Origin of the sequence: Luteibacter sp. Sphag1AF (genome assembly GCF_014192715.1) — a bacterium.
Lineage (GTDB): Bacteria > Pseudomonadota > Gammaproteobacteria > Xanthomonadales > Rhodanobacteraceae > Luteibacter.
On sequence record NZ_JACHYH010000009.1, the window covers coordinates 32371 to 52149 of the forward strand.

At 63.6% G+C, this 19779-nt stretch carries 18 protein-coding genes and 1 other RNA gene; 5 read left to right on the plus strand and 14 right to left on the minus strand.

All coding sequences use genetic code 11. The features are described from left to right. Positions 1–36: 36 nt before the first annotated feature. From FHW69_RS16955 to hrcA, 6 genes are all read right to left on the minus strand, one after another. Positions 37–2319: a hypothetical protein gene (locus FHW69_RS16955; RefSeq protein WP_183424290.1), complete on the minus strand. Its 2283-nt coding sequence runs from the start codon at positions 2317–2319 to the stop codon at positions 37–39. Between the two features lie 19 nt (positions 2320–2338). After that, entirely contained in the window at positions 2339–4183 is a 1845-nt protein-coding gene (locus FHW69_RS16960; RefSeq protein ID WP_183424291.1) for an ATP-binding protein, read from the minus strand. 287 nt (positions 4184–4470) lie between these two features. Further along, positions 4471–5598 carry a molecular chaperone DnaJ gene (gene dnaJ / locus FHW69_RS16965; RefSeq protein ID WP_183424292.1) on the minus strand — a complete coding sequence of 376 codons (1128 nt, stop codon included), beginning with the start codon at positions 5596–5598 and terminating at the stop codon, positions 4471–4473. A 109-nt stretch (positions 5599–5707) separates the two neighbouring features. After that, positions 5708–7636: a molecular chaperone DnaK gene (dnaK, locus tag FHW69_RS16970; protein ID WP_183424293.1), complete on the minus strand. Its 1929-nt coding sequence runs from the start codon at positions 7634–7636 to the stop codon at positions 5708–5710. Between the two features lie 132 nt (positions 7637–7768). Next, the gene (gene grpE, locus FHW69_RS16975; RefSeq protein ID WP_183424294.1) at positions 7769–8308 is read right to left on the minus strand and encodes a nucleotide exchange factor GrpE; all 540 of its coding nucleotides are present in this window, start codon (positions 8306–8308) and stop codon (positions 7769–7771) included. Positions 8309–8387: 79 nt separating this feature from the next. Beyond that, the gene (gene hrcA, locus FHW69_RS16980; protein WP_183424295.1) at positions 8388–9449 is read right to left on the minus strand and encodes a heat-inducible transcriptional repressor HrcA; all 1062 of its coding nucleotides are present in this window, start codon (positions 9447–9449) and stop codon (positions 8388–8390) included. 145 nt (positions 9450–9594) lie between these two features. On the opposite strand from hrcA, the gene recN reads away from it, so the two are divergent. Then, on the plus strand, positions 9595–11265 hold the full coding sequence (gene recN, locus FHW69_RS16985) for a DNA repair protein RecN (RefSeq protein WP_183424296.1): 1671 nt from the start codon (positions 9595–9597) through the stop codon (positions 11263–11265). Positions 11266–11381: 116 nt separating this feature from the next. Here recN and FHW69_RS16990 read toward each other — a convergent pair whose 3' ends face one another. Continuing rightward, entirely contained in the window at positions 11382–12011 is a 630-nt protein-coding gene (locus tag FHW69_RS16990) for a response regulator transcription factor (protein WP_183424297.1), read from the minus strand. A gap of 86 nt (positions 12012–12097) precedes the next feature. Between FHW69_RS16990 and FHW69_RS16995 the strand changes: the two genes are divergently transcribed. Further along, the gene (locus FHW69_RS16995; RefSeq protein WP_183424298.1) at positions 12098–13717 is read left to right on the plus strand and encodes an MASE1 domain-containing protein; all 1620 of its coding nucleotides are present in this window, start codon (positions 12098–12100) and stop codon (positions 13715–13717) included. A gap of 365 nt (positions 13718–14082) precedes the next feature. Here the strand turns inward: FHW69_RS16995 and fur are convergent, their stop codons facing one another. Beyond that, positions 14083–14496 carry a ferric iron uptake transcriptional regulator gene (fur, locus tag FHW69_RS17000; RefSeq protein WP_183424299.1) on the minus strand — a complete coding sequence of 138 codons (414 nt, stop codon included), beginning with the start codon at positions 14494–14496 and terminating at the stop codon, positions 14083–14085. 71 nt (positions 14497–14567) lie between these two features. On the opposite strand from fur, the gene bamE reads away from it, so the two are divergent. Continuing rightward, on the plus strand, positions 14568–15038 hold the full coding sequence (bamE, locus tag FHW69_RS17005; RefSeq protein WP_183424300.1) for an outer membrane protein assembly factor BamE: 471 nt from the start codon (positions 14568–14570) through the stop codon (positions 15036–15038). Positions 15039–15041: 3 nt separating this feature from the next. Here bamE and FHW69_RS17010 read toward each other — a convergent pair whose 3' ends face one another. Both FHW69_RS17010 and FHW69_RS17015 read right to left on the minus strand, forming a co-directional pair. Next, the gene (locus FHW69_RS17010) at positions 15042–15326 is read right to left on the minus strand and encodes an RnfH family protein (RefSeq protein ID WP_183424301.1); all 285 of its coding nucleotides are present in this window, start codon (positions 15324–15326) and stop codon (positions 15042–15044) included. Then, a complete protein-coding gene (locus tag FHW69_RS17015) occupies positions 15319–15747 on the minus strand; it encodes a type II toxin-antitoxin system RatA family toxin (RefSeq protein ID WP_183424302.1) in 429 nt (142 codons plus the stop codon). The genes FHW69_RS17010 and FHW69_RS17015 overlap by 8 nt, the downstream gene beginning before the upstream one ends. 87 nt (positions 15748–15834) lie before the next feature. On the opposite strand from FHW69_RS17015, the gene smpB reads away from it, so the two are divergent. Both smpB and ssrA read left to right on the plus strand, forming a co-directional pair. Then, positions 15835–16335 (plus strand): SsrA-binding protein SmpB, encoded by a 501-nt coding sequence (gene smpB / locus FHW69_RS17020; protein WP_183424303.1) that lies wholly within the window; start codon positions 15835–15837, stop codon positions 16333–16335. Positions 16336–16420: 85 nt separating this feature from the next. Continuing rightward, positions 16421–16774: a transfer-messenger RNA gene (ssrA, locus tag FHW69_RS17025) on the plus strand. Positions 16775–17078: 304 nt separating this feature from the next. Here ssrA and FHW69_RS17030 read toward each other — a convergent pair. The 4 genes from FHW69_RS17030 to FHW69_RS17045 are packed head-to-tail and all read right to left on the minus strand — an operon-like array spanning position 17079 to position 19763. Continuing rightward, entirely contained in the window at positions 17079–17558 is a 480-nt protein-coding gene (locus FHW69_RS17030; RefSeq protein WP_183424304.1) for a LacI family transcriptional regulator, read from the minus strand. Beyond that, a complete protein-coding gene (locus FHW69_RS17035; RefSeq protein WP_182265966.1) occupies positions 17555–17926 on the minus strand; it encodes a site-specific recombinase resolvase in 372 nt (123 codons plus the stop codon). Before FHW69_RS17035 ends, FHW69_RS17030 begins: the two co-directional genes overlap by 4 nt. Next, positions 17926–19314 carry a recombinase family protein gene (locus FHW69_RS17040; protein ID WP_183424305.1) on the minus strand — a complete coding sequence of 463 codons (1389 nt, stop codon included), beginning with the start codon at positions 19312–19314 and terminating at the stop codon, positions 17926–17928. Before FHW69_RS17040 ends, FHW69_RS17035 begins: the two co-directional genes overlap by 1 nt. Further along, positions 19311–19763 (minus strand): DUF2924 domain-containing protein, encoded by a 453-nt coding sequence (locus FHW69_RS17045; protein WP_183424306.1) that lies wholly within the window; start codon positions 19761–19763, stop codon positions 19311–19313. Before FHW69_RS17045 ends, FHW69_RS17040 begins: the two co-directional genes overlap by 4 nt. Between the last annotated feature and the right edge of the window lie 16 nt (positions 19764–19779).

The following is a 19779-nucleotide window of genomic DNA, read 5'->3' on the forward strand; positions in this document are numbered from 1 at the left end:
CAAGCGCGGCGACCACTGGCGACCTTTCCTGGCGCGTTACAGCCCGTACTTCTCCGCGATGCGCTCGTGCACCGAAGTGTCGACGCCCGCTGCCTCAGCGAGGCGATACCAGCACATGGGATGTTCCCAATGGCCGGTCAGTTCCTTCAAGCGACGATCCACTTCGATGGCCGATACGCCCGGCGGCGATGCCAGGAAGAAATACCAGCCTTCAAGGCCCTCGCCATTCGGCTTGGCCGGATCGTCAATCACGTACTCATCGCCACTGGTAACCCACATCGCCCAGCGATCCGCCTGCAACGCAGCGCGAAACGCATCGGCGTGCTCTTCGCCCGGATGCGCACCGTCCACGAACCACGCGCGATAGTCGGCGCTATGCGTCGTGTGCACCACGCGATACGGAACGAGGAACCGGCGACGCTCTTCCTCATCTTCGGGCATGGGCTCAAGCGCGGCCGCATCGAACACGACGGTATCGTGCACATGCTGCGGACGCCCCGGGGGTGCAATGCCCGTCACTTCCGCCGTCACCGGGCCCGTGCGCCGGGCGAAATACTCGTTGACCTCGCCATCTTCGTCGTAGCGAAGACGAATCCAGCCCCAGTCTTCCTGCACCGGGCCCGATTCACTGGAAAGCTGCATGCCGATGCGCGCCGCCGAGAAGCGCACGGCATCCCAGTCGCCGCCCGCGCTGGCGGCCGTCATCAGGTCCCAGTCGTCATCCGTCGCCGTATCCGACATCTGCACCAGTTCGCGGCGAAGGCGAACCGCCGTGGCGAAATCGTGCGCCGACATGGCGGCATTGGCCCAGAGACGACGCGCGCCAGCTGCATCGGGCGCCAGCTCAAGCAGCGCCGTGATGTGCGTGCCGACGTCAGCCCATCGCTCACGCGCAAACGCCAGGCGGGCGCGCGACCAGTGCGCGAACACCGGGTTGACCGATTCGATCTGGACGGCGAAGCGCTCCACCGCGGAGTCATCGTCTTCGTCCAGCAGCAGGTCAAGCAGACGTCCAAGCGGGAGCGCTTCATCATCGAGATGGGTGCGCACGAAATCCTGAAGGAAGTTGATCGCTTCGGTAGTGGCGCCGCAGGCAACCATCGCCGATGCCGTAAGGTCGGCCAGCTGGGCGTCATCCGGACGCTCCTGCCCGGCGATCAACAGCAGATCAATATCACGTTCGGGGCTGGAATTTTCGTCATTCTGGATGTGTTCGCACAGAGCTTCCGCAGGCACGGGAAGCGTTCGCGCTGCGCTTCCGGCTGCGGCCACTACAGCGGCCTGCGCATTGATCCGCGCCGCCGCGCCACCATCCACGCGCAGCAGCGGAAGGTGACGCTTCGCCACTTCCAGCGCACGACGCGCCGTCCAGAACGCGCCGCGATCCACCGCCAGATGCGCATGCAGCAGGGCTTGCTCGATGGCCTTGCGATGCGAGCCCACGCGGTCCATGTGGTTGACCATCGTTTCGAGCAAGCGACCGAGGCGCCAGTCGTTGCGTTCCGGATCGCCGTGCACGATGAGCGATACCGCTTCGGACCAATTGCCGTAAAGGCCCGGCACGATCTGCGAACTGAAAGGCGGCAGCGCTTCCCACGCTTCGTCCAGGCGGCCTGCGCGGGCCAGCAGCTGCGCGCGCAGCGTGGCACGCGAAAGACGGTCGCCTTCGTCGCCGCCCTCTTCGTCCAGCTCAGCCAGCATGTCCAGCGCCTTGTCCAGGTCGCCGGCGTAACCATGGGCCTGCGCCTGGATTTCGCGATATGCCTCGCCCGGCTCACCGCCGTCATCGAGGATGTTCTTTGCCTGCGACTCCAGGTATTCGGCGGCCTCGCGGCTACGACCATCGTCCATCAGCGCCAGCGCATATTCGCGGGAAATGCAGTCGTAGCACGGACGGCTGGGCTCGATGCGGGCGAGCGTTTCGGCGCAGACCTCCAGACGCTCCGGCACCCAGCCGCGACCGTCCACGTTGCCGTAGCAGATGGCGATATCCTGAGTGGTGCAAACGGCCTGCGGGCATTCGCGCGTGTCGTCGCGGTGCGCAAATTCAAGCAGCGCAGCAGCCTCGGGCAATGCCTTTTCGCCTTCGTAAAGATTGCGCAGGCGGTTCTGCAAACCCCAGTGCCGGAAGAACACTTCCAGCCACGGATTGCGCATGGCGCGCGCGGCCGCAATGGCCTCGGGAAGCAGAGCTTCCACGCGTTCCGGGCGATTTTCGTGCAATTCCGAGGGAATCAGATCCATCAGGTCGGCGACACGATGTTGCCCCTCCCTGCGCAGCGCTTCACCCGTATCGTTGACCCACTTCCAGATATCCATTCCAACTCCTGATCGTTCGTTATTGGTCTGCGTCGATCGTTGCGGGACGCAGCAAAGCCAGCACGCTATGGCCCACATCGCCAAGCGCCGCATTCAGATCAAGCGAGCCATCCTGTTCGGTGCCCGCTGCCATCAACACCTTCATCGCCTTCAACAGCCGCAGCGCCGCGCGCGTATCGCCACCGGTCGCGTGGGTGTCCAGCAACGCCTTGACGGCGGGGTTGTCCAGGTTCACGTAGAGCCGGGCGCGCACGGAACCGTCGATGCCTGCGGTAAAACCCCGGACCAGACGCAGCGCGGACATCGAGATGCGCTTGTCCGCGGCGTCGTCTTCCAGCACCCGCTTGAGTTCGGCATCACGATCCGGAACGACCACAAGGGGAAGCTCTGCCGGAGCGAATCGCGCGGGCACCACGGTTTCGTTGTCGGCAAGACCCGCCTGCAACCACGTGAGCACATCAGCAGGCACGGGCGCGTCGGAGAACAGCTGGCGGTTGCCCTGCTCCGTACCGATCTCGATGAGCCGGCCACCGTGACGCTTCACCCATTCGCGCAGGAACGGCAGCACGGCATAGCGATCACCACGCGCAACGGGCACGCGCAGCGCGCGGAACAGCATTTCTTCAAACCCGCCTTCGCCGCCCAGACTGACGTGCACACCCTTGTTGCTGGCGAGTGCCGAAGCCTTCATGTCACCGTGCGAGGTGGGAATGCGAACGTCGTCGGCAACCAGGTCGAACAGGCGTGCATCGGACAGTGCGGCGCCGAGCAGCGCTTCGTTATGACGGCGCAGCACACGGCGCCATGCGTCCGGCTGCGTACGCGGCAATGCGGCCAGACCTTCCACCAGCGCTTCGGCGAGGGCGCGCTGCGCATGACGGTACGCGTCGTCGCGCTGAAGGTCTTCGCGGCTGGCGGTGGGCGTAAGCCCATCGGACTCGATCACGCCACCGATGTAGCCGGCCCATGCAGGCAACAGGTCGCGTGCATCGTCGTCAAGCAACATGCCGCGGACGAAAACGGAAAGGTTGCGATTGTCCGAATGGCCGTAAGTGCCGCCATCCTGAATCCAGAGCATGCCGCGCACGTCGCTTTTCTCGGCGCCGCCCACGGGGATGCAGCAGATGGGCTCGAAGTCGGTTTCGAAGCGGGCCGCGAAAGCCAGGTCGCGCTTGCGCGCGGCCACCGGATGTTCGATGGGCGCGCCTTCTACGTGCCGCCACGGCGGCGCGATGGCGTTCACCGGTTCGTCCGACGTACCGATGTGGATGGGTTCGCGCAGCAATGCGCAATAGCGCATGAGCACGCGAGACAGATAGCCTTCGCCTGCCAGCTGGGAATAGGCGTCACGTAGTTCAAGTTCCACCACGGTGCCAACTTCGCGCGCGGGGACTTCGGTCAGCGTGTACTTCTCGCCCGTGCTGGACTGATAGCGCCAGCCGCGATCCGGCTGTTGATAGGACGTGGTGGTGACGGTCACCCGCTCGGCCAGTACGAAAGCCGACAGGAAGCCGAGACCGAACATGCCGATCAGGCCTTCCGCATCGTGCCCACCCTGACGAAGCTGGCGGGTATAGCCCACACCGACCGTGGCCAGGTAACGATGGACTTCGTCCTCCGTGAGGCCTGCGCCGGTGTCGGTGACCCGCACGATATTGGCCTTGAGGTCCGCACTGACGGTGATGCGGGAAGCGCCAGCCCAATCCGGGTCTTCGATGCGGCGACGGGTGATGGAGTCGTGCGCGTTCTGCACGAGTTCGCGAAGCGCCACGAACGGCGTGGAATACAGGTGGCGTCCCAACACGGTCATCAGACCGCCCAGGTCAACGCCAGCCGTGCGCAGCTGCGCCAGTGAGTCGGTCATGCCCCTTCCTTTGCCGTGAACTCAACCTTTCGAGTGTACGTTCTCGATTGGCAAACGTCTCCTGCCTCACAATACAAACGTGCTATGGCTCACAGTTTGAGGAGGCACTCGTCGCAACCACGAACCCGGCCTCGGAGTGAGCGTGCTTACAAATGGGGGTTTGCCGGCCGCCTCACGCGTTGCGCTTCGCAGGGATCGCACGCAAGCACGCCCCCCCACAACGTTTCAAAGGAGCGCCGCATAAAAAAGGCACCCGGAGGTGCCTTTTTATCTGCTGCATGGGCCAATCAGGACGTCACGCGTGACCAGAACTGCTTGACGCCATCAATGAACGTGGTGGAACGCGGCGTGTGCTTGCCGGCTTCCGCGCCATCAAACGTGGCTTCCAGCTGCTGGAGAAGCTCGCGCTGCTCCTTGGTCAGGCGCACGGGTGTTTCCACAACCACGGTGCAGATGAGGTCGCCCGTACGGCCACCGCGCACCGACTTCACACCGCGACCGCGCAGGCGGAACTGGTGACCGGTCTGTGTTTCGGGCGGAACGTTGATCGACACATCGCCTTCCAGGGTAGGCACTTTGAGGTCCGTGCCGAGCGCGGCCTGCGCGAAGCGAATGGGAACCTCGCAATACAGGTCGCTGCCGTCACGCTGGAAGATGTCGTGCTCTCGCACGCGCACTTCCACGTACAGATCACCAGCCGGCGAACCTGCCGGACCCGCTTCGCCCTGACCGGTAAGACGAATGCGGTCTCCGTTATCGACGCCTGCCGGGATGCGGACGGACAGCGTACGCGATTCCTCAAGACGGCCTTCGCCATGGCATTTCTTGCACGGCTTGTCGACCGACTGGCCGCTGCCGTGGCACGTGGGGCACGCCTGCTGGATGGAGAAGATGCCATTCTGCATGCGCACACGGCCGTGACCGTGACAGGTGGTACACGTGCTGACCTTGCCGTCTTCCGAGCCCGTGCCATTGCAATGCTGGCAATTGACCTGAGTGGGAATGTCGATCTTCTTCTCGACGCCAAACACGGCTTCTTCGAGATCCAGATCCATCATGTAGCGGAGGTCAGAGCCGCGACGTGCACGCTGGCGACCGCCGCCACCGCCGAAGATATCGCCAAAAATGTCACCGAAGATGTCGCCGACGTCGCCAAAACCGGCGCCACCGCCACGACCGAAGCCACCGCCTTCAAACGCGGCATGGCCGTACTGATCGTAGGCTGCGCGCTTCTGCGCGTCTGCCAGGATCTCGTAGGCCTCCTTGGCTTCCTTGAATTTTTCCTGCGCAGCCGGATCGTCCGGGCAGCGGTCAGGGTGGCATTTCATCGCGATGCGACGAAACGACTTTTTGAGCTCGGCATCAGACACCGTGCGCTCGACACCCAGAATTTCGTAGTAGTCCCGCTTGCTCATACTTTCATCAACCAGTCGCAATGCGACATCCCTTGCCTCCAAAAAACCGCGCGGACCGATGTGAGTCCGCGCGGATTCTACTCATTGCGTACGGTTCACGCCCGACGACTTACTTCTTGTCGTCTTTGACTTCCGTGAACTCGGCATCGACCACGTCGTCCGGCTGGGCCGAACCGCCACCCGGAGCCGACTGGTGGCCCGCGTCACCGGCGTCCGCGCTGCCGGCGCTGGCTGCCGAATTGAGTGCCTGGGCAACTTCTTCCAGCTTGGCGATCTTGGCTTCAATGACCGACTTGTCGTCGCCGTCCTTGGCCTTCTCAAGATCAGACACCGCCGCGTCGATGGCAGCCAGCTGATCAGCCGGAATCTTGCCACCGTGCTCCTTGAGCTGGCTGCGGGTGCCGTGGATCATCTGGTCGGCCTTGTTACGCGTGGTGACAAGCTCCTGGAACTTCTTGTCTTCTTCGCGGTGCGCTTCGGCATCCGCCACCATGCGTGCCACTTCCTCGTCGGTCAGGCCCGAGCCGGACTTGATTTCGACCTTCTGCTCCTTGCCGGTCTTCTTGTCCTTGGCCGACACGTGGATGATGCCATTGGCATCAATGTCGAATGCCACTTCAATCTGCGGCATGCCGCGCGGCGCAGCTTCAATGCCGCTGAGGTCGAACTTGCCCAGCGTCTTGTTGAACTTGGCCTGGTCGCGCTCACCCTGCAGCACGTGCACGGTGACGGCGGTCTGGTTGTCATCAGCGGTGGAGAAGACCTGCGATGCCTTGGTCGGCACGGTGGTGTTCTTCTCGATCAGCTTGGTGAACACGCCACCCATCGTCTCGATACCCAGCGACAGCGGGGTCACGTCCAGCAGCAGCACGTCCTTGACGGTACCGCCCAGCACGCCGCCCTGAATGGCTGCGCCCACGGCGACAGCTTCGTCCGGGTTCACGTCCTTGCGCGGCTCCTTGCCGAAGAAGTCTTTCACCGACTCCTGCACCTTGGGCATGCGGGTCTGTCCACCCACCAGCAGCACTTCGTCGATATCCGACACGCGCAGGCCGGCGTCGTTCAGCGCCGTGCGGCACGGATCAATGGTGCCCTTGACCAGGTCTTCCACCAGCGACTCCAGCTTGGCGCGGGTCAGCTTGATGTTCATGTGCTTCGGGCCGCTGGCATCAGCGGTCACGTACGGCAGGTTCACGTCAGTCTGGTGCGTGGAGGACAGCTCGATCTTCGCGCGCTCGGCGGCGTCCTTCAGGCGCTGAAGGGCAAGGGCGTCCTTGCGCAGGTCAATGCCCTGCTCCTTCTTGAACTCTTCCACCAGATAGTCGATGACGCGGGCGTCGAAATCTTCGCCACCCAGGAACGTGTTGCCGTTGGTGGCCAGCACTTCGAACTGCTTCTCGCCATCGACTTCAGCGATTTCGATGATGGAAACGTCGAACGTGCCGCCGCCCAGATCGTAGACCGCGATCTTGCGATCACCGCCCTTCTTGTCGATGCCGTAAGCCAGCGCAGCAGCGGTCGGCTCGTTGATGATGCGCTTGACGTCCAGGCCCGCGATCTTGCCGGCGTCCTTGGTGGCCTGGCGCTGGCTGTCGTTGAAGTACGCCGGCACCGTGACCACGGCCTCGGTGACCGTCTCGCCCAGGTAGGCTTCGGCCGTCGTCTTCATCTTCATCAGAACCTTGGCCGAAATTTCTGCCGGCGCCATCTTCTTGCCGTCGGAGGTTTCAACCCACGCGTCGCCGTTGTCGTGCGCCACGATCTTGTAAGGAACAATGCTGATGTCTTTCTGCACTTCTGCGTCAGTGAACTTGCGGCCGATGAGGCGCTTCACTGCGTAGAGGGTGTTCTTGGCGTTGGTCACGCCCTGGCGCTTGGCCGGTGCGCCAACCAGGACTTCCCCATCCTTGGTGTAGGCGATGATGGACGGCGTGGTGCGATCACCTTCCGCATTTTCGATGACGCGGGCGGTCGTACCTTCCATCACTGCGACGCAGGAGTTGGTCGTGCCCAGATCGATACCGATGATTTTGCCCATGTGACGTTGCTCCGAAAAATTTTTAAGCGACCCCCGCGGCCGCGACTGATTGCTAGGTGGGGCTCAGCCCCTTGGATTCAATGCTTTTTGGTGCGTTTTGGCGCCGCATTCGACACGCGCGCCGGGGTTCGTTCAGTCGGCGTCCCGCGCCACCACGACCAGGGCCGGGCGCAGCAGGCGATCGTTCAGAACGAAGCCCTTCTGAAGCACGCTTACCACGGTACCAGGCGGGTGTTCGTTGGAATCAATGGCCTGGATCGCCTGGTGGTGCTCCGGGTTGAACGCCTCGTGGATCGGATTGATCACTTTCAGGCCGTGATTGTCGGCGACCTTGTCCAGCGACTGAAGAGTCAGCTCGATGCCGTGGCGCATTTTTTCAAGATCGCTGTTTTCGACCGCCAGGCCACTGTAGAGCGCGTCGTAAACCGGCAGCAGCTCGCCGAGAAGCTTCTCATTGGCGAAGCGGCGGGCCTGATCGAGGTCGCGCTGAAGGCGGCGACGCTGATTCTCGATTTCCGCATGCTCACGCAAAACGCTTTCACGCATCTGGGCCAGCTCGGCTTCGGCCTTTGCGAGCTTCGCATTCAGCGAATCAAGCTCGGCAGATACGTCGTCGGTGGCCACGGTGTCGTCCTGCGCCGGATCGGGCACGTGGTTATCGTTGTTGCTCATGTTGACTCCAAATGTCAGCTACAGGGCCCGATCGACGACCGGGCCACACATTCGCGGAAAATCCGCCTCCCGAGGCGGGTTATGAGGTCGCTGCCGCGCGATTCAAGGCGTCGCTGAGCAGTCCGGCCGTGGCTTGTACCACGGGGATGACCCGCTCATATGCCATACGCGTCGGTCCAATAACTCCGATCGCGCCGAGCATGCGGCCGCCGGCGCCGTACGGCGCGGTGACGATGCTGCAGCCATCCAGGGCAGAAAAACCCGATTCCTCGCCAATAAACAGGCGTACACCAGGTGCCTTGACGCACATCTCCATCAGCTGGAGAAGATCGCGTTTTTGCTGGAAAGCATCAAAAAGGTCGCGCAGGCGCTCGATGTCGGCCAGCTCTGAATAGCCCATCAGGTTCGTCTGACCGCTGACCAGGACGTCATCGCCCTCCCCATCGGGCGCGAACGACGCAGCGGCCAGCTCCACGGCGCTGGACAGAAGACGATTGAGCTCGCTGCCGGCTTCGCGGAGCTCGCTCATCAGATGGGTGCGGATATCCGCGAGGCGGAACCCCACAAACTGGCTGTTGAGATAATTGGCAGCCTGTTCCAGCTCGCCCGATTCCAGTGGCTTGGCCAGCTGGACTACGCGGTTCTGAACCTGGTTGTCGGAAAACACCAGAATCACGAGCACGCGGGCATCGGGCAAACTGACAAAATCAATATGTCGCAGCGGAAAATCCGCCTGACGAGGCACGGACACCACGCCAGCGAAGCGCGTCATCGCCGACAACAGGTTGGACACGTTGCCGAGCAAATCTCGGGTCGTCGTCTGGTGAGGCGGCAATTCGCGCTGAAGAAATGCCATGTCCTCGCGGGCCAGCGGTTTCAGCTCCAGCAGGCTGTCCACGAACAGGCGCAGGCCGCGCGGCGTGGGAATGCGCCCCGCCGAGGTGTGCGGCGAAGCCACAAGGCCCGCATCCTCCAGGTCCGCCATGATGTTGCGGATGGTGGCCGGGCTGACCTCAAGGCCCGACGAACGGGCAAGGGTGCGCGAACCTACGGGCTCACCGTCGGACAGGTACTGGGCGATCAGCGTTCGCAGAAGTCGCCGCGCGCGAGCGTCAATGTCGTGACCTTGAAACGGATTCATGCGCGTTGGGGGCCGATGGGCTGTCCTGTTATGTCGCTATGAATAAGGTCTGCCAAGGCAGGTTGCAAGTCCATCGGGTGCTGTCGCGATTCCTGCGACTGGCTGCGGCTACAATCGCCGGCGTCTCGTCGCGCTCATGGTCCCCATGCTCACCTCGCTGTACGTCCGCCAGTTTGCCGTTGTCGAAGAAGCCGAAATCGCTTTTGGTCCCGGGCTTACCGTGGTCAGCGGCGAAACAGGTGCAGGTAAGTCGTTGCTTGTGGACGCATTGATGCTCCTGGCTGGCGCACGCGCCGACTCGGGCATGGTGCGTTCCGGCAGCGACCGCGCCGAGCTTGCCGCGGAATTCGACCTCAAGGGCCTGCCTGAGGCAGGGGAATGGCTGCGCCAGGAAGAGCTGGACGACGGCGACACCTGCCGGCTTCGCCGTGTGATCCGAGTGGAGGGCAGCTCCAAAGGCTGGATCAACGGTCGCCCGGCCAGCCTCGCCCAGATGTCCGCCCTGGCCTCGCTGATCGTGGAAATCCACGGACAGCATGAGCATCAGGCCCTGCTGTCGCGTCAGCATCAGATGGCTCTGCTGGATGCCTACGCCGGCAACGATGCGCGCGTGGCCCAGGTGCGTGACCTGGCCCGCGCGTGGCGCGATGCCACAGCGCGCATCCGCACGCTGTCCGGCGGGGATGATCGCGAGCGTCAGATTGAACTGCTCACCCACGAACTTGAAGATCTGGACCGCTGGGCTCTCACGCCCGCCGCCCTGGAAGAGCTGGAAGCACAGCATCGCCGTCTCGCCAATGCGGGCCGGCTGGCGGAAGGCGCCAATGGCGTGGTGGAACTGCTGGACGGTGAAAGCGAGTTTTCCATCGGGCGCGCCCTGTTGCGTGCGCAAGCCGAGTTGTCGCGCCTTGCAGAACTGGACAGCACGCTCGCCCCTGCGCTTGAGCTTCTGGACAGCGCCCAGATTCAGGTCGGTGAAGCCGTCGATGGCCTCGGCCGGTACGCACAGGATGTAGAGCTGGACCCTGAGCGCCTCGCCGAGGTGGACACTCATCTGACTCACCTTCACGACCTCGCCCGTCGTTATCGGGTGCCGGTCGCCGAACTGACCATGAAGGCCGAAGAGCTGCGCGAACGACTCAACGAGCTGGAAGGCGCGGGTGACGCGCTGGACCGGCTGGGTCGCGAGCGTGACCGCCTGGCCAACGACTACACCGCGGCAGCAAGCGCCCTCAGCGCCAGCCGCAGTGAAGCCGCCTCCCGCCTGGGCGACGCGGTTGGCGGATTGATGGGCGAACTGGGCATGACGGGCGGCCGCCTGGTTGTGCAGCTTGAGGCCGCTGACGGCACCGATCCGGACCCGCAAGGGCGGGAACGCTGCGAACTGCTGGTCAGCGCCAATCCGGGCCAGTCCCCGCGTCCGCTGCGCAAGGTCGCTTCGGGCGGCGAACTGGCCCGCATCAGCCTGGCCATCGAAGTCGCCACCCTCGGCAACGACCAGATCGGCTGCATGATTTTCGACGAAGTCGACACAGGCATCGGTGGCGCGGTGGCCGAAGTTGTGGGCCAGAAGCTACGGGCGCTGGGCGAACGCTGCCAAGTGCTGTGCGTCACCCACCTGCCCCAGGTCGCGGCACAGGGCCACTCGCATTTGCGGGTATCCAAGCAGAGCGACGGTGAGTCGACCCACACCCGCATCCAGACGCTGGACGCCAACGGCCGGCGAGACGAACTGTCGCGGATGCTGGGCGGCGTGGAAATCACCCGCGAGACGCGGGCTCACGCAAAGAAGATGCTGGACAGCGCGCAGAGCTGACTCAGCCCGGGCAGTCCGTGAGCGAGCCTGAGGAACCGGGCTCGCTCACGATGGGGAGCTGGCAACAACCGTCACCACGGTGCTTCCACCGGAAGCTCCCGCAGAAGCGCCACTGGTCAGGCCCGGATCAGTCCGCGCTCTGACGCCATGCGGTACAGGTCCAGTTCCGAGCCAGCGCCCAGCTTGTTCATCACCGCCGCGCGATGGATATAAATCGTCTTCTGCCCGATGCCGAGCTCCGCTGCCACCTGCTTCGGAGCGCGCCCTGCCGCCAGCAACAGAAAAACCTCTCGCTCACGCGCGGTAAGCCGATTGACCGGGTCCAGGTCAATGCTGGGCCGCTCTGACCGGCGCTGGCGCAAGTCAGAACTCAAATACTGCTCGCCGCCCATCACCGAGCGCAGGGCTTCCACCAGCTCTTCAGGCGCCACGCCCTTGGTGACATATCCGCTTGCCCCACGCCGAAGTGCCTCGGAAACGTAGGGTTCACCGTCGTGCATGCTCAGCACCACGATGCGCATGTCCGGAGCGATGCTGGCCAGATGCTCGATCAATGGCAGGCCGCTGCCATCAGGCAACGACAAGTCGACCGCGACAAGGTCCGGTCGTTGCTGCGTTACGGCTTCAACGGCCTCGTCGGCATTGCGGCACTCCGCAACGACGTCGAGGTCCGGCTCCATCTCAATGAGCCGCTTGAAACCTTCACGCACGATGGCGTGATCATCCACGAGTACGATTCTCAGCATGGGCCGACTGTAGCAGGCGAACCGTACGCATGGGGATGGGGTTTCCCGGGCATCGGAAAGGAACAGTCGCCATGTAACATTCCGTCATGCGCCCTCACGTCCTTCACCGTTACGCCGGCCCACTGCTTGGCCTTGGCTATTTCGCCCTCTGGGTAGTCCTCTGGCCTACCGAGCAACCCTACTGGGTGCTTCCGTTTGGCCTGCGCTTCGGCGCGCTGCTGCTCATGCGCACGCGCGACTGGGGCTGGATTCTGGGCGCGGAAATCGCCGGCAGTGCCGTCTGCGAATGGCGTAGCGGCATGCCTATCGGCGGCGCGGGATTCCTTCTGGGCGACGTACCCGAACCCCTGATGGCAGCCATCTGCATCTGGCTGCTTCGCCGCGCGCACCTCCACGCCAGCCTGGGCACGCCTGAAGACGTAGCCCGCCTGCTGCTGTCGGCCATGGTCACCGCGACGGTCGCCACCGCAGGCAACGCCGCCATGATGGCGTCGCTGCATCCTGCGGCTCCGGTGGAAATGCTTGGCAGCACCTTCGGCAGCGACCTCCTGGGCAATTACCTCGGCGTGCTGCTGGTCGTGCCCGTGCTGGTGCTGATCGCCCGCGAACGCCCCTCGCAAACCGCCCTGGCCGAGCTGTTGCTGGATGGTCTTCTGGTCATGCTGCCGTCGCTGGCCATTCTGGTGACGCTGTCTGAGTACTCGCCGCAGCCGCAGTTCGCCCGCGTGCTGTCGCTGGCCCCGGTGCTGTTCTTCGCCTTCCGTCACGGCTGGCGAGGTGCGGGTCTGGCCATGCTGATCACCAGCGTGGGCCTGAACGTCACGGACGACATGGTGGGGCGAGGCTCACCCACCGCCGCCGCCCACCTCTTTCTGGCCGTGGCCGGCACCGGCACCCTGATGCTGGGGGCGGCCACCGATGCCCTGCGTCGCAGCAGCGAGCGGGTGGCCCAGCAGAACGTGCACCTTGCCGCCGTCAACCAGCGCCTGGATCAACTGGCCCGTCAGTTGCGTGACGCCGCCCGAGGCAATCTTCAGGCCGAAGAAAGCCAGCGCCGGCACATGGCAGCGGAGCTTCACGACGAACTGGGCCAGAACCTCACCGCCATCCAGACCCATATCAAGCTGGCACAGGGCCGCCTGGGTCAGGCCGGGCTGGAAGACATCGGCACGTCGATCAACGGCATCCTGGCCCACATGCGCCGCGCCCTGCATCGCATGCTGGACAGCCTGCGGCCTTCAGTGCTGGATGAATTCGGCCTGCTTCGCGCGCTGGAAGAAGGCCCCCTGCGCGACATGCTGGCGGCGGCCGGCATCCACTATCACACCGATCTGGTAGGCGACCCGCGCCTGCTCGATGACGACACGCTTACCGCCATTTACCGCGTGGTGCAGGAGAGCGCGACCAATGCCGTGCGCCACTCCGGTGGCAGCGAGTTCCGGTTGCGCTTGCGTATCGGGCTGCGTGGGGACATTCCGGTCGCCATTCTGGACATTCGGGACAACGGCGTCGGCCTTCCGCCCAACCCCGCGCCCGTCCGCCACGACGGTGGCGGACGCGGCCTGCAAGGCATGAGCGACCGTATTACCGCGCTGGGCGGCATCTTCCGCGTCCGCCCCGCAACGCAAGGCCTTCACCTTCGCGTTTTATTGCGCAGCGCTGCACTGGGCGAGCCCTACCTCACAAACGTGAACTTGCGGTCATAGGAAATTTTCCGATACCGGGATCGTGAACGCTTCGTTACGATTCTTTCATCGATGTGGGGGAGCCGCCGTCGAGAGACGGCGAGCCCAGGTCGGTCGTGGGGACGACTGACCTGATGAGGTGACAGGATGTCAGCCTCGCCGGTGTACTGAGGTGTACCGGAGATTCCGCGAGCAATTCGCGATCTCCGATCCTTAAGGAAAGCCGGATCAGCCGCTGGTGGACAGGAGTCCATCAGCGGCGTTTTTATTTGGGGCATCGGAAATTCAAGAAAACGCCCCCTGCCCCGGATTCTTCACCCAGGGACCCATCATTTCTTGCACGAAACACGCGGCAGGCGCTGGGCGCCCACGGGCCGGACTGGCGGTTACTTGCGCTTTTTGGGGCGGACGTACAGCACCAGGCTGTGGTCTTCGATGACATACCCGTGACGGTCGGCGATCTGGTGCTGGAGACGCTCGATCTCCTCGCTGATGAACTCGATCACTTTTCCGCTGTCCACATCGATCATGTGGTCATGGTGCTTGCCACGGTCCAGTTCATAAACGGCCTGCCCGCCCTCGAAGTTGTGCTTCATCACGATGCCGGCAGCTTCGAACTGGGTCAGGACGCGGTAAACCGTGGCCAGCCCGATGTCTTCCTGGTTGGCAAGCAGACGCTTGTAGATATCTTCGGCGGTCAGGTGCCTTTCGTCGGCCTCCTCGAAGATCTGCAGGATCCGCATGCGCGGGTGCGTGACTTTCAGGCCCGCCTTGCGGAGCTCTTTCGTTTCCTGATCCATAAGAACCCCTCGCAGTGCCGTAAGGCGCTTAGTGTATCATCGACAGCTTCACGATCCGGACGTAACTACGCATGCAAAAGTTCATCCGCACGCTGGGTTTGGCCATGATGGCAATTGCCATCGCGGGCTGTGGCCTCGTCTATACCCCTGACGTGCAGCAGGGCAACCTGCTCGACAAGAAAGACGTCGACCAGCTCCAGCCTGGCATGACCAAGCGCCAGGTCCTTGTCCTGCTTGGATCGCCCTCCGTCAGCACTCCGTTCGACCAGAACCGCTGGGACTACGTGTCCACGTTCTCCCGTCGTGGCGGCCCGCTGACCCGGCGCACCCTGACCCTCACCTTCAATAACGACACACTGGTGCGCACCGAGGGCGACTTCTTCGCCGGCGACGCTACCCAGCAGCTGAAGGACGCCAAGAAGTTCAATGCGAACTACCCGGTGGACGAGACCCAGGGCGACAAGTCCAAGACCAAGGACGACGACAAGGACTCCGGCGGTTTTGGCCAGGGCAAGTCGTCGGACGACTCCAGCAACAAGTGACGATCAGGCGCCGCCTTTCGCGCGGCGCCTTCTCGCATCCATCGGGTCGATCGTCAGCGGACGGTAGATTTCGACCCGATCCCCCTGCTCCACCGGGCGCGCCGCGTCCACTCGCCGGGAAAACACGCCCAGCCGGTCAGGCTGCGCTGACACACCCGCAGGCAAGCCCGACTTACAGGCGAGTTCCGCCGCCTCACCCACCGTGGTGCCGGCCGGCACGGTCAGCGGGATGACCACCTGCCCTTCCGGGCCGGCATAGATCACTTCAATAGTGAGCGTGTCAGCCATAGGTGCGGCGGGCCTCATCGCAGAAATCGTCGACCATGCGGTTGGCCAGCGCCTGAAAGCCCAGCTTCAGCACCGAGCCGCCGAGGCCCGAATATTCAAAGTCCAGCGCCAGCGACACTTTGCACCCCGTGTCGCCCAGGGCCTGAAAACCGAAGACCCCGTCCAGGCTCTTGAACGGACCTTCCACAAACTTCATGGTCAGCTTCTCGGGCCGCCGCGGGGTGTTACGGGTGGTGAAGCTCTGGCGCAAACCGGCAAATTTCAGGTCCAGCCGGGCCACCAGCACGTCGTCGTTCTGCTCGATCACATGAGCGGCGTCACACCAGGGAAAGCGCTTTGGGTATGCTTCCACATCGTTGACCAGGTCGAACATCTGCGCCGGCGTGTACGGCACCAGTGCGCTGCGGCGAATTTCGATCACGGCCTACCTCGTCATTTAGCGTCAATCATCCGGCCAATGGACTGACCGGCCTTGTATCAAGGACTTGATCCCCCGATTTTAACGGACATGGCAAAAGCTAAAGCAAAGGACACAGAAAAGGACGGCGGCGGCACCATCGCGCTGAACAAACGCGCACGCCACGAATATCACATCGACCAGCGCTACGAGGCCGGAATCGCCCTCCAGGGCTGGGAACTGAAGGCCCTGCGCGCAGGACGCATCAACTTCGGCGACGGCTGCTACGCCATCGTGCTTCACGGGGAAATCTTCCTCGTCGGCGCATCCATCCCGCCGCTGATCAGCGCGTCCACGCACGTGATCGCCGAAGACCGCCGCACGCGCAAGCTGCTGCTGCACCGCGAAGAGATCGACCGCCTGGTAGGCGCCGTCGAGCGCAAGGGCTACACCCTCGTGCCCACGGCCATGTACTGGAAGAACAACAAGGTCAAAGTCGAAATCGGCCTGGCCCGCGGCAAGCAGGACCACGACAAGCGCGATGCAGAAAAAGAGCGCGAGTGGAGCCGCGACAAGCAGCGCGTGATGCGCGCACACAACAAGCTGGGCTGATGGCGGCGGGTAGCGCGACAAATGCCCATTGGCTATCGCGCTACCGACCCCATATACTGTTGCAGGCTTTCATAGCTTTCTCCTCGGGGGTGTTCTGGCTTCGACGGGGGTAGTGCGATTGCTTGGTGCATGCCGAGGGGGCAGCTTTCCTCGTTAATCCAGCAGCAAACTTATAGTTGCCAACGACGACAACTACGCTCTCGCCGCTTAAGGCGTAAGCCCCGAACCCACTTGTGCTCGTGCTCGTGGATGTAGGGTCACTATCACGGGATCGTCAATGACTGTCGCCTCTCAGTCTACGACTAGAACTAACAGGCTGGTTTGTCGGCGCGCTTAGCACGCCGTGCTGTCGACAAACGAGATCCAACGGTGAGCTAAGCATGTAGATCCGGGGATTAAACGCCTTCGGACGCGGGTTCGACTCCCGCCACCTCCACCATAATGTGAAATCCCAACCCTTATCCGGTTGGGATTTTTTTTGCCTGTTCCCCCTGTGTTGGCGCGGTTTCCACCTCTTGCCTCTTGAGCACAGCCCTCCGGAAGTCGCCGTTCCAGGCGCGCATTCCGCCGTTTTTCTCTCTCTGTTCTCTGTTGCCCTCTTGAGCATTCAAGGCCCGAAGTCGTGGATTGACGCGGGTTTGCGGGCCGTCGGTTTGCTTCTTCGCTTGCTCTGGCGGGCGCGACCGAGACAGCGAAAGACACAAAAAAACCGCCTTGCGGCGGCGGGTCGGTCGGCACGGATGTCAGCGCGAGCCTGCCACCAGCGCCTCACGTTGCGCCAGCCAGGACGCCGACAACTTGCCGCGCAGCAACTGGCTGACACCCACCTCGAGGCGTCCCAAAGCAATGGCGTCGATCAGGTCGGGGGCCAGTTGTGCCAGTCGGCTCATCTTGCTCGCTTGGCCGAGGTCGATGCCCTCGGCCGCCGCGATCTCGGTCATCGAACTGAACCGTCCTTCGTCCAGCAGGCGCTGCCAGTGGTGCGCGAGGCCGAGCGCCCGCATCAAGGGGGTGTCCTGCGCCATCTCACGAACCAGTCGTTCGCGGCGGGCCTCGTCCAGGAACTCCTGCGGTGCGTCCAGCGGCGTGATGACCTGCTTCTTCAAACCCCGGCGCACCAGCGTCCAGGGCAGGAAGGTTTCCATCTGCACGCCGCCAGCAGGCAGCGGCGTCTGATACGTCACTGGGTCGCCCTTGGCGTGGCCACGATGCTTCTTGCTCATACGTCCTCCTCGAAGGTGGCCATGAGCTGGCGCTGGGCGTGCCAGTCGACCATCAGGCGGTTTCGCTGAAACCACATCAGCGTCAGCCGCCGTGGCTGCTTGCCCGCCATGAACTGCTCGATGATGTCTGGGGCCAGCAGGGTCAGGCGCAGCAGTTCGTTGACCACCGAGTGGTGCAGCTTCTCGGCGCGGGCGATGGCCGACCCGCTCTGCATCGCGCCGGTGTCCAGTAGGTGCTGCCAGTAGAAGGCGCGTGCGACACCGTCGAGCAGGGTCACGTCGTGGACGCTGCGCTCGTCGGTGGCCACGCGCTGGACGCCTCGGCGTCGGAACGTCAGGGGCACAAAGGTTTCCATCGACTCGTCCATCAGGCTTCGACCTCCAGCAGCTCGGCACCGATGCTGTCCGGGGCGAACTCCGCGATAAGCGCATTCCAACCCACCTCACGCCACTTCACCTTGATCCCCTGCACCTCGCCCGCGTGGACGAGGTCGATGCGCTCGATCATCAGATTGGCGATGCGGTGGCGCTCGACCGGGAACAGTTGATCCCACACGTTGTTGAGCCGTCCCATCGCCATCACGGTGGTGGCCTCGTCGATCTGGGCCCCGTTGCGTTGGATGTGGCGCACCACCGACGCCACGGTCTCCGGACTGGTCAGCACCGTTCGGATCTGGGCCACCACCGCCCCCTCGATCTCCGGCGCGGGCAGGCGCTCGTAGCCCTTGCCCGGCGCGCCGAACCGCGCTTCCGACTTGGACAGGTAGTAGTGGTACTTGCGCCCGTTCTTGCGCGAGTAGGTCGGGTACATCCGCTCGCCTGAGGGTGCGTACAGCAGGCCGCGCAGCAAGGCGTCGGTGCGCGACCTGATCTTGGTTTCCACCGACCGGGTGTGACCGTCCTTGGCCAGCACCTCGTGAACTCGGCCCCACAGCCCGGGATCGATGATGGCTTGATGCACGCCCGGGTACCAACTGCCCTTGTGCGACAACTCCCCGAGGTAGATGCGGTTGCGCAGCAGCTTGTGCAGGTACTTCTTGTCGATGCGTGTGCCCGCCCGCGTCTGGCCGTCCTGTGTCGTCCACGCCTTGGTCGTGATGCCATCCAGCGTCAGGTTGGCGGCAATCTGGGTGGGCGAGCCGATGGTCAGCATCTCCTCAAAGATGCGCCGCACCACCGCCGCCTCCGCGTCGTTGATGACCAGCAGACGGTTCTCGACGTCGAAGCCGAGCGGCGGCACGCCACCCATCCACATGCCTTTGCGCTTGCTGGCGGCGATCTTGTCGCGGATGCGCTCGCCGGTGACCTCGCGCTCGAATTGGGCGAAGGACAGCAGCACGTTGAGCATCAACCGCCCCATCGAGGTGGTGGTGTTGAACTGCTGCGTGACTGACACGAACGACACGCCGTGGCGCTCAAACACCTCGACCATCTTGGAGAAGTCGGCAAGGCTGCGCGTCAGGCGGTCAATCTTGTAGACCACCACGATGTCGATCTGGCCGCGCTCGATGTCGGCCATCAGGCGTTTCAGCCCGGGACGATCCGTGTTGCCGCCGGAGAAGCCGGGGTCGTCGTAGTCGTCGGCCACCGGAATCCATCCTTCTGCGCGCTGGCTGGCGACGTAGGCGTGGCCAGCCTCCTTCTGCGCGTCGATGGAGTTGAACTCCTGGTCAAGGCGTTCGTCCGAGGACACCCGGCAGTAGACCGCGCAGCGTTTGCGCGCCTTGGGAGAGGCGATTTGGGTGGCGTCGCTCATTGCGCACCTGCCTTGCCGGTCAGGCCGAAGAACAGTGGCCCCGACCAGTGCGTGCCGGTGATCTGCCGGGCCACGGCTGTCAGGCTCTTGAAGGTGCTGCCCTCGTACTCGAACAGACCTTCGGCGGTGACCGCCACCTTGTGCTCGCGGTCGCCCCATTCGCGCAGCAGCACGGTGCCGGGCGCGAAGTTGGTGTCGCGCGGGCGAGCCCGCAGCTTGATCTTGGAATGCTTGGCACCGATGGCCTGCAGGCGCTGGCGCGTGTTGTGCGCCAGACCGCCAAAGACCTCCTCCTGCATCTTGTAGGCGATGCGCGACTCGATGAAGACGCGGTTGGGGTTGATGGGGCGGCTGCTGAAGTACCGATCCCACACTGGCCACAGCTCGGCGATGGGCAGGCTCGACAGCTCTGCGATCCGCGCGGCGACGGATGCTTGTTTCTCGTTCATCACAACTTCTCCTGTT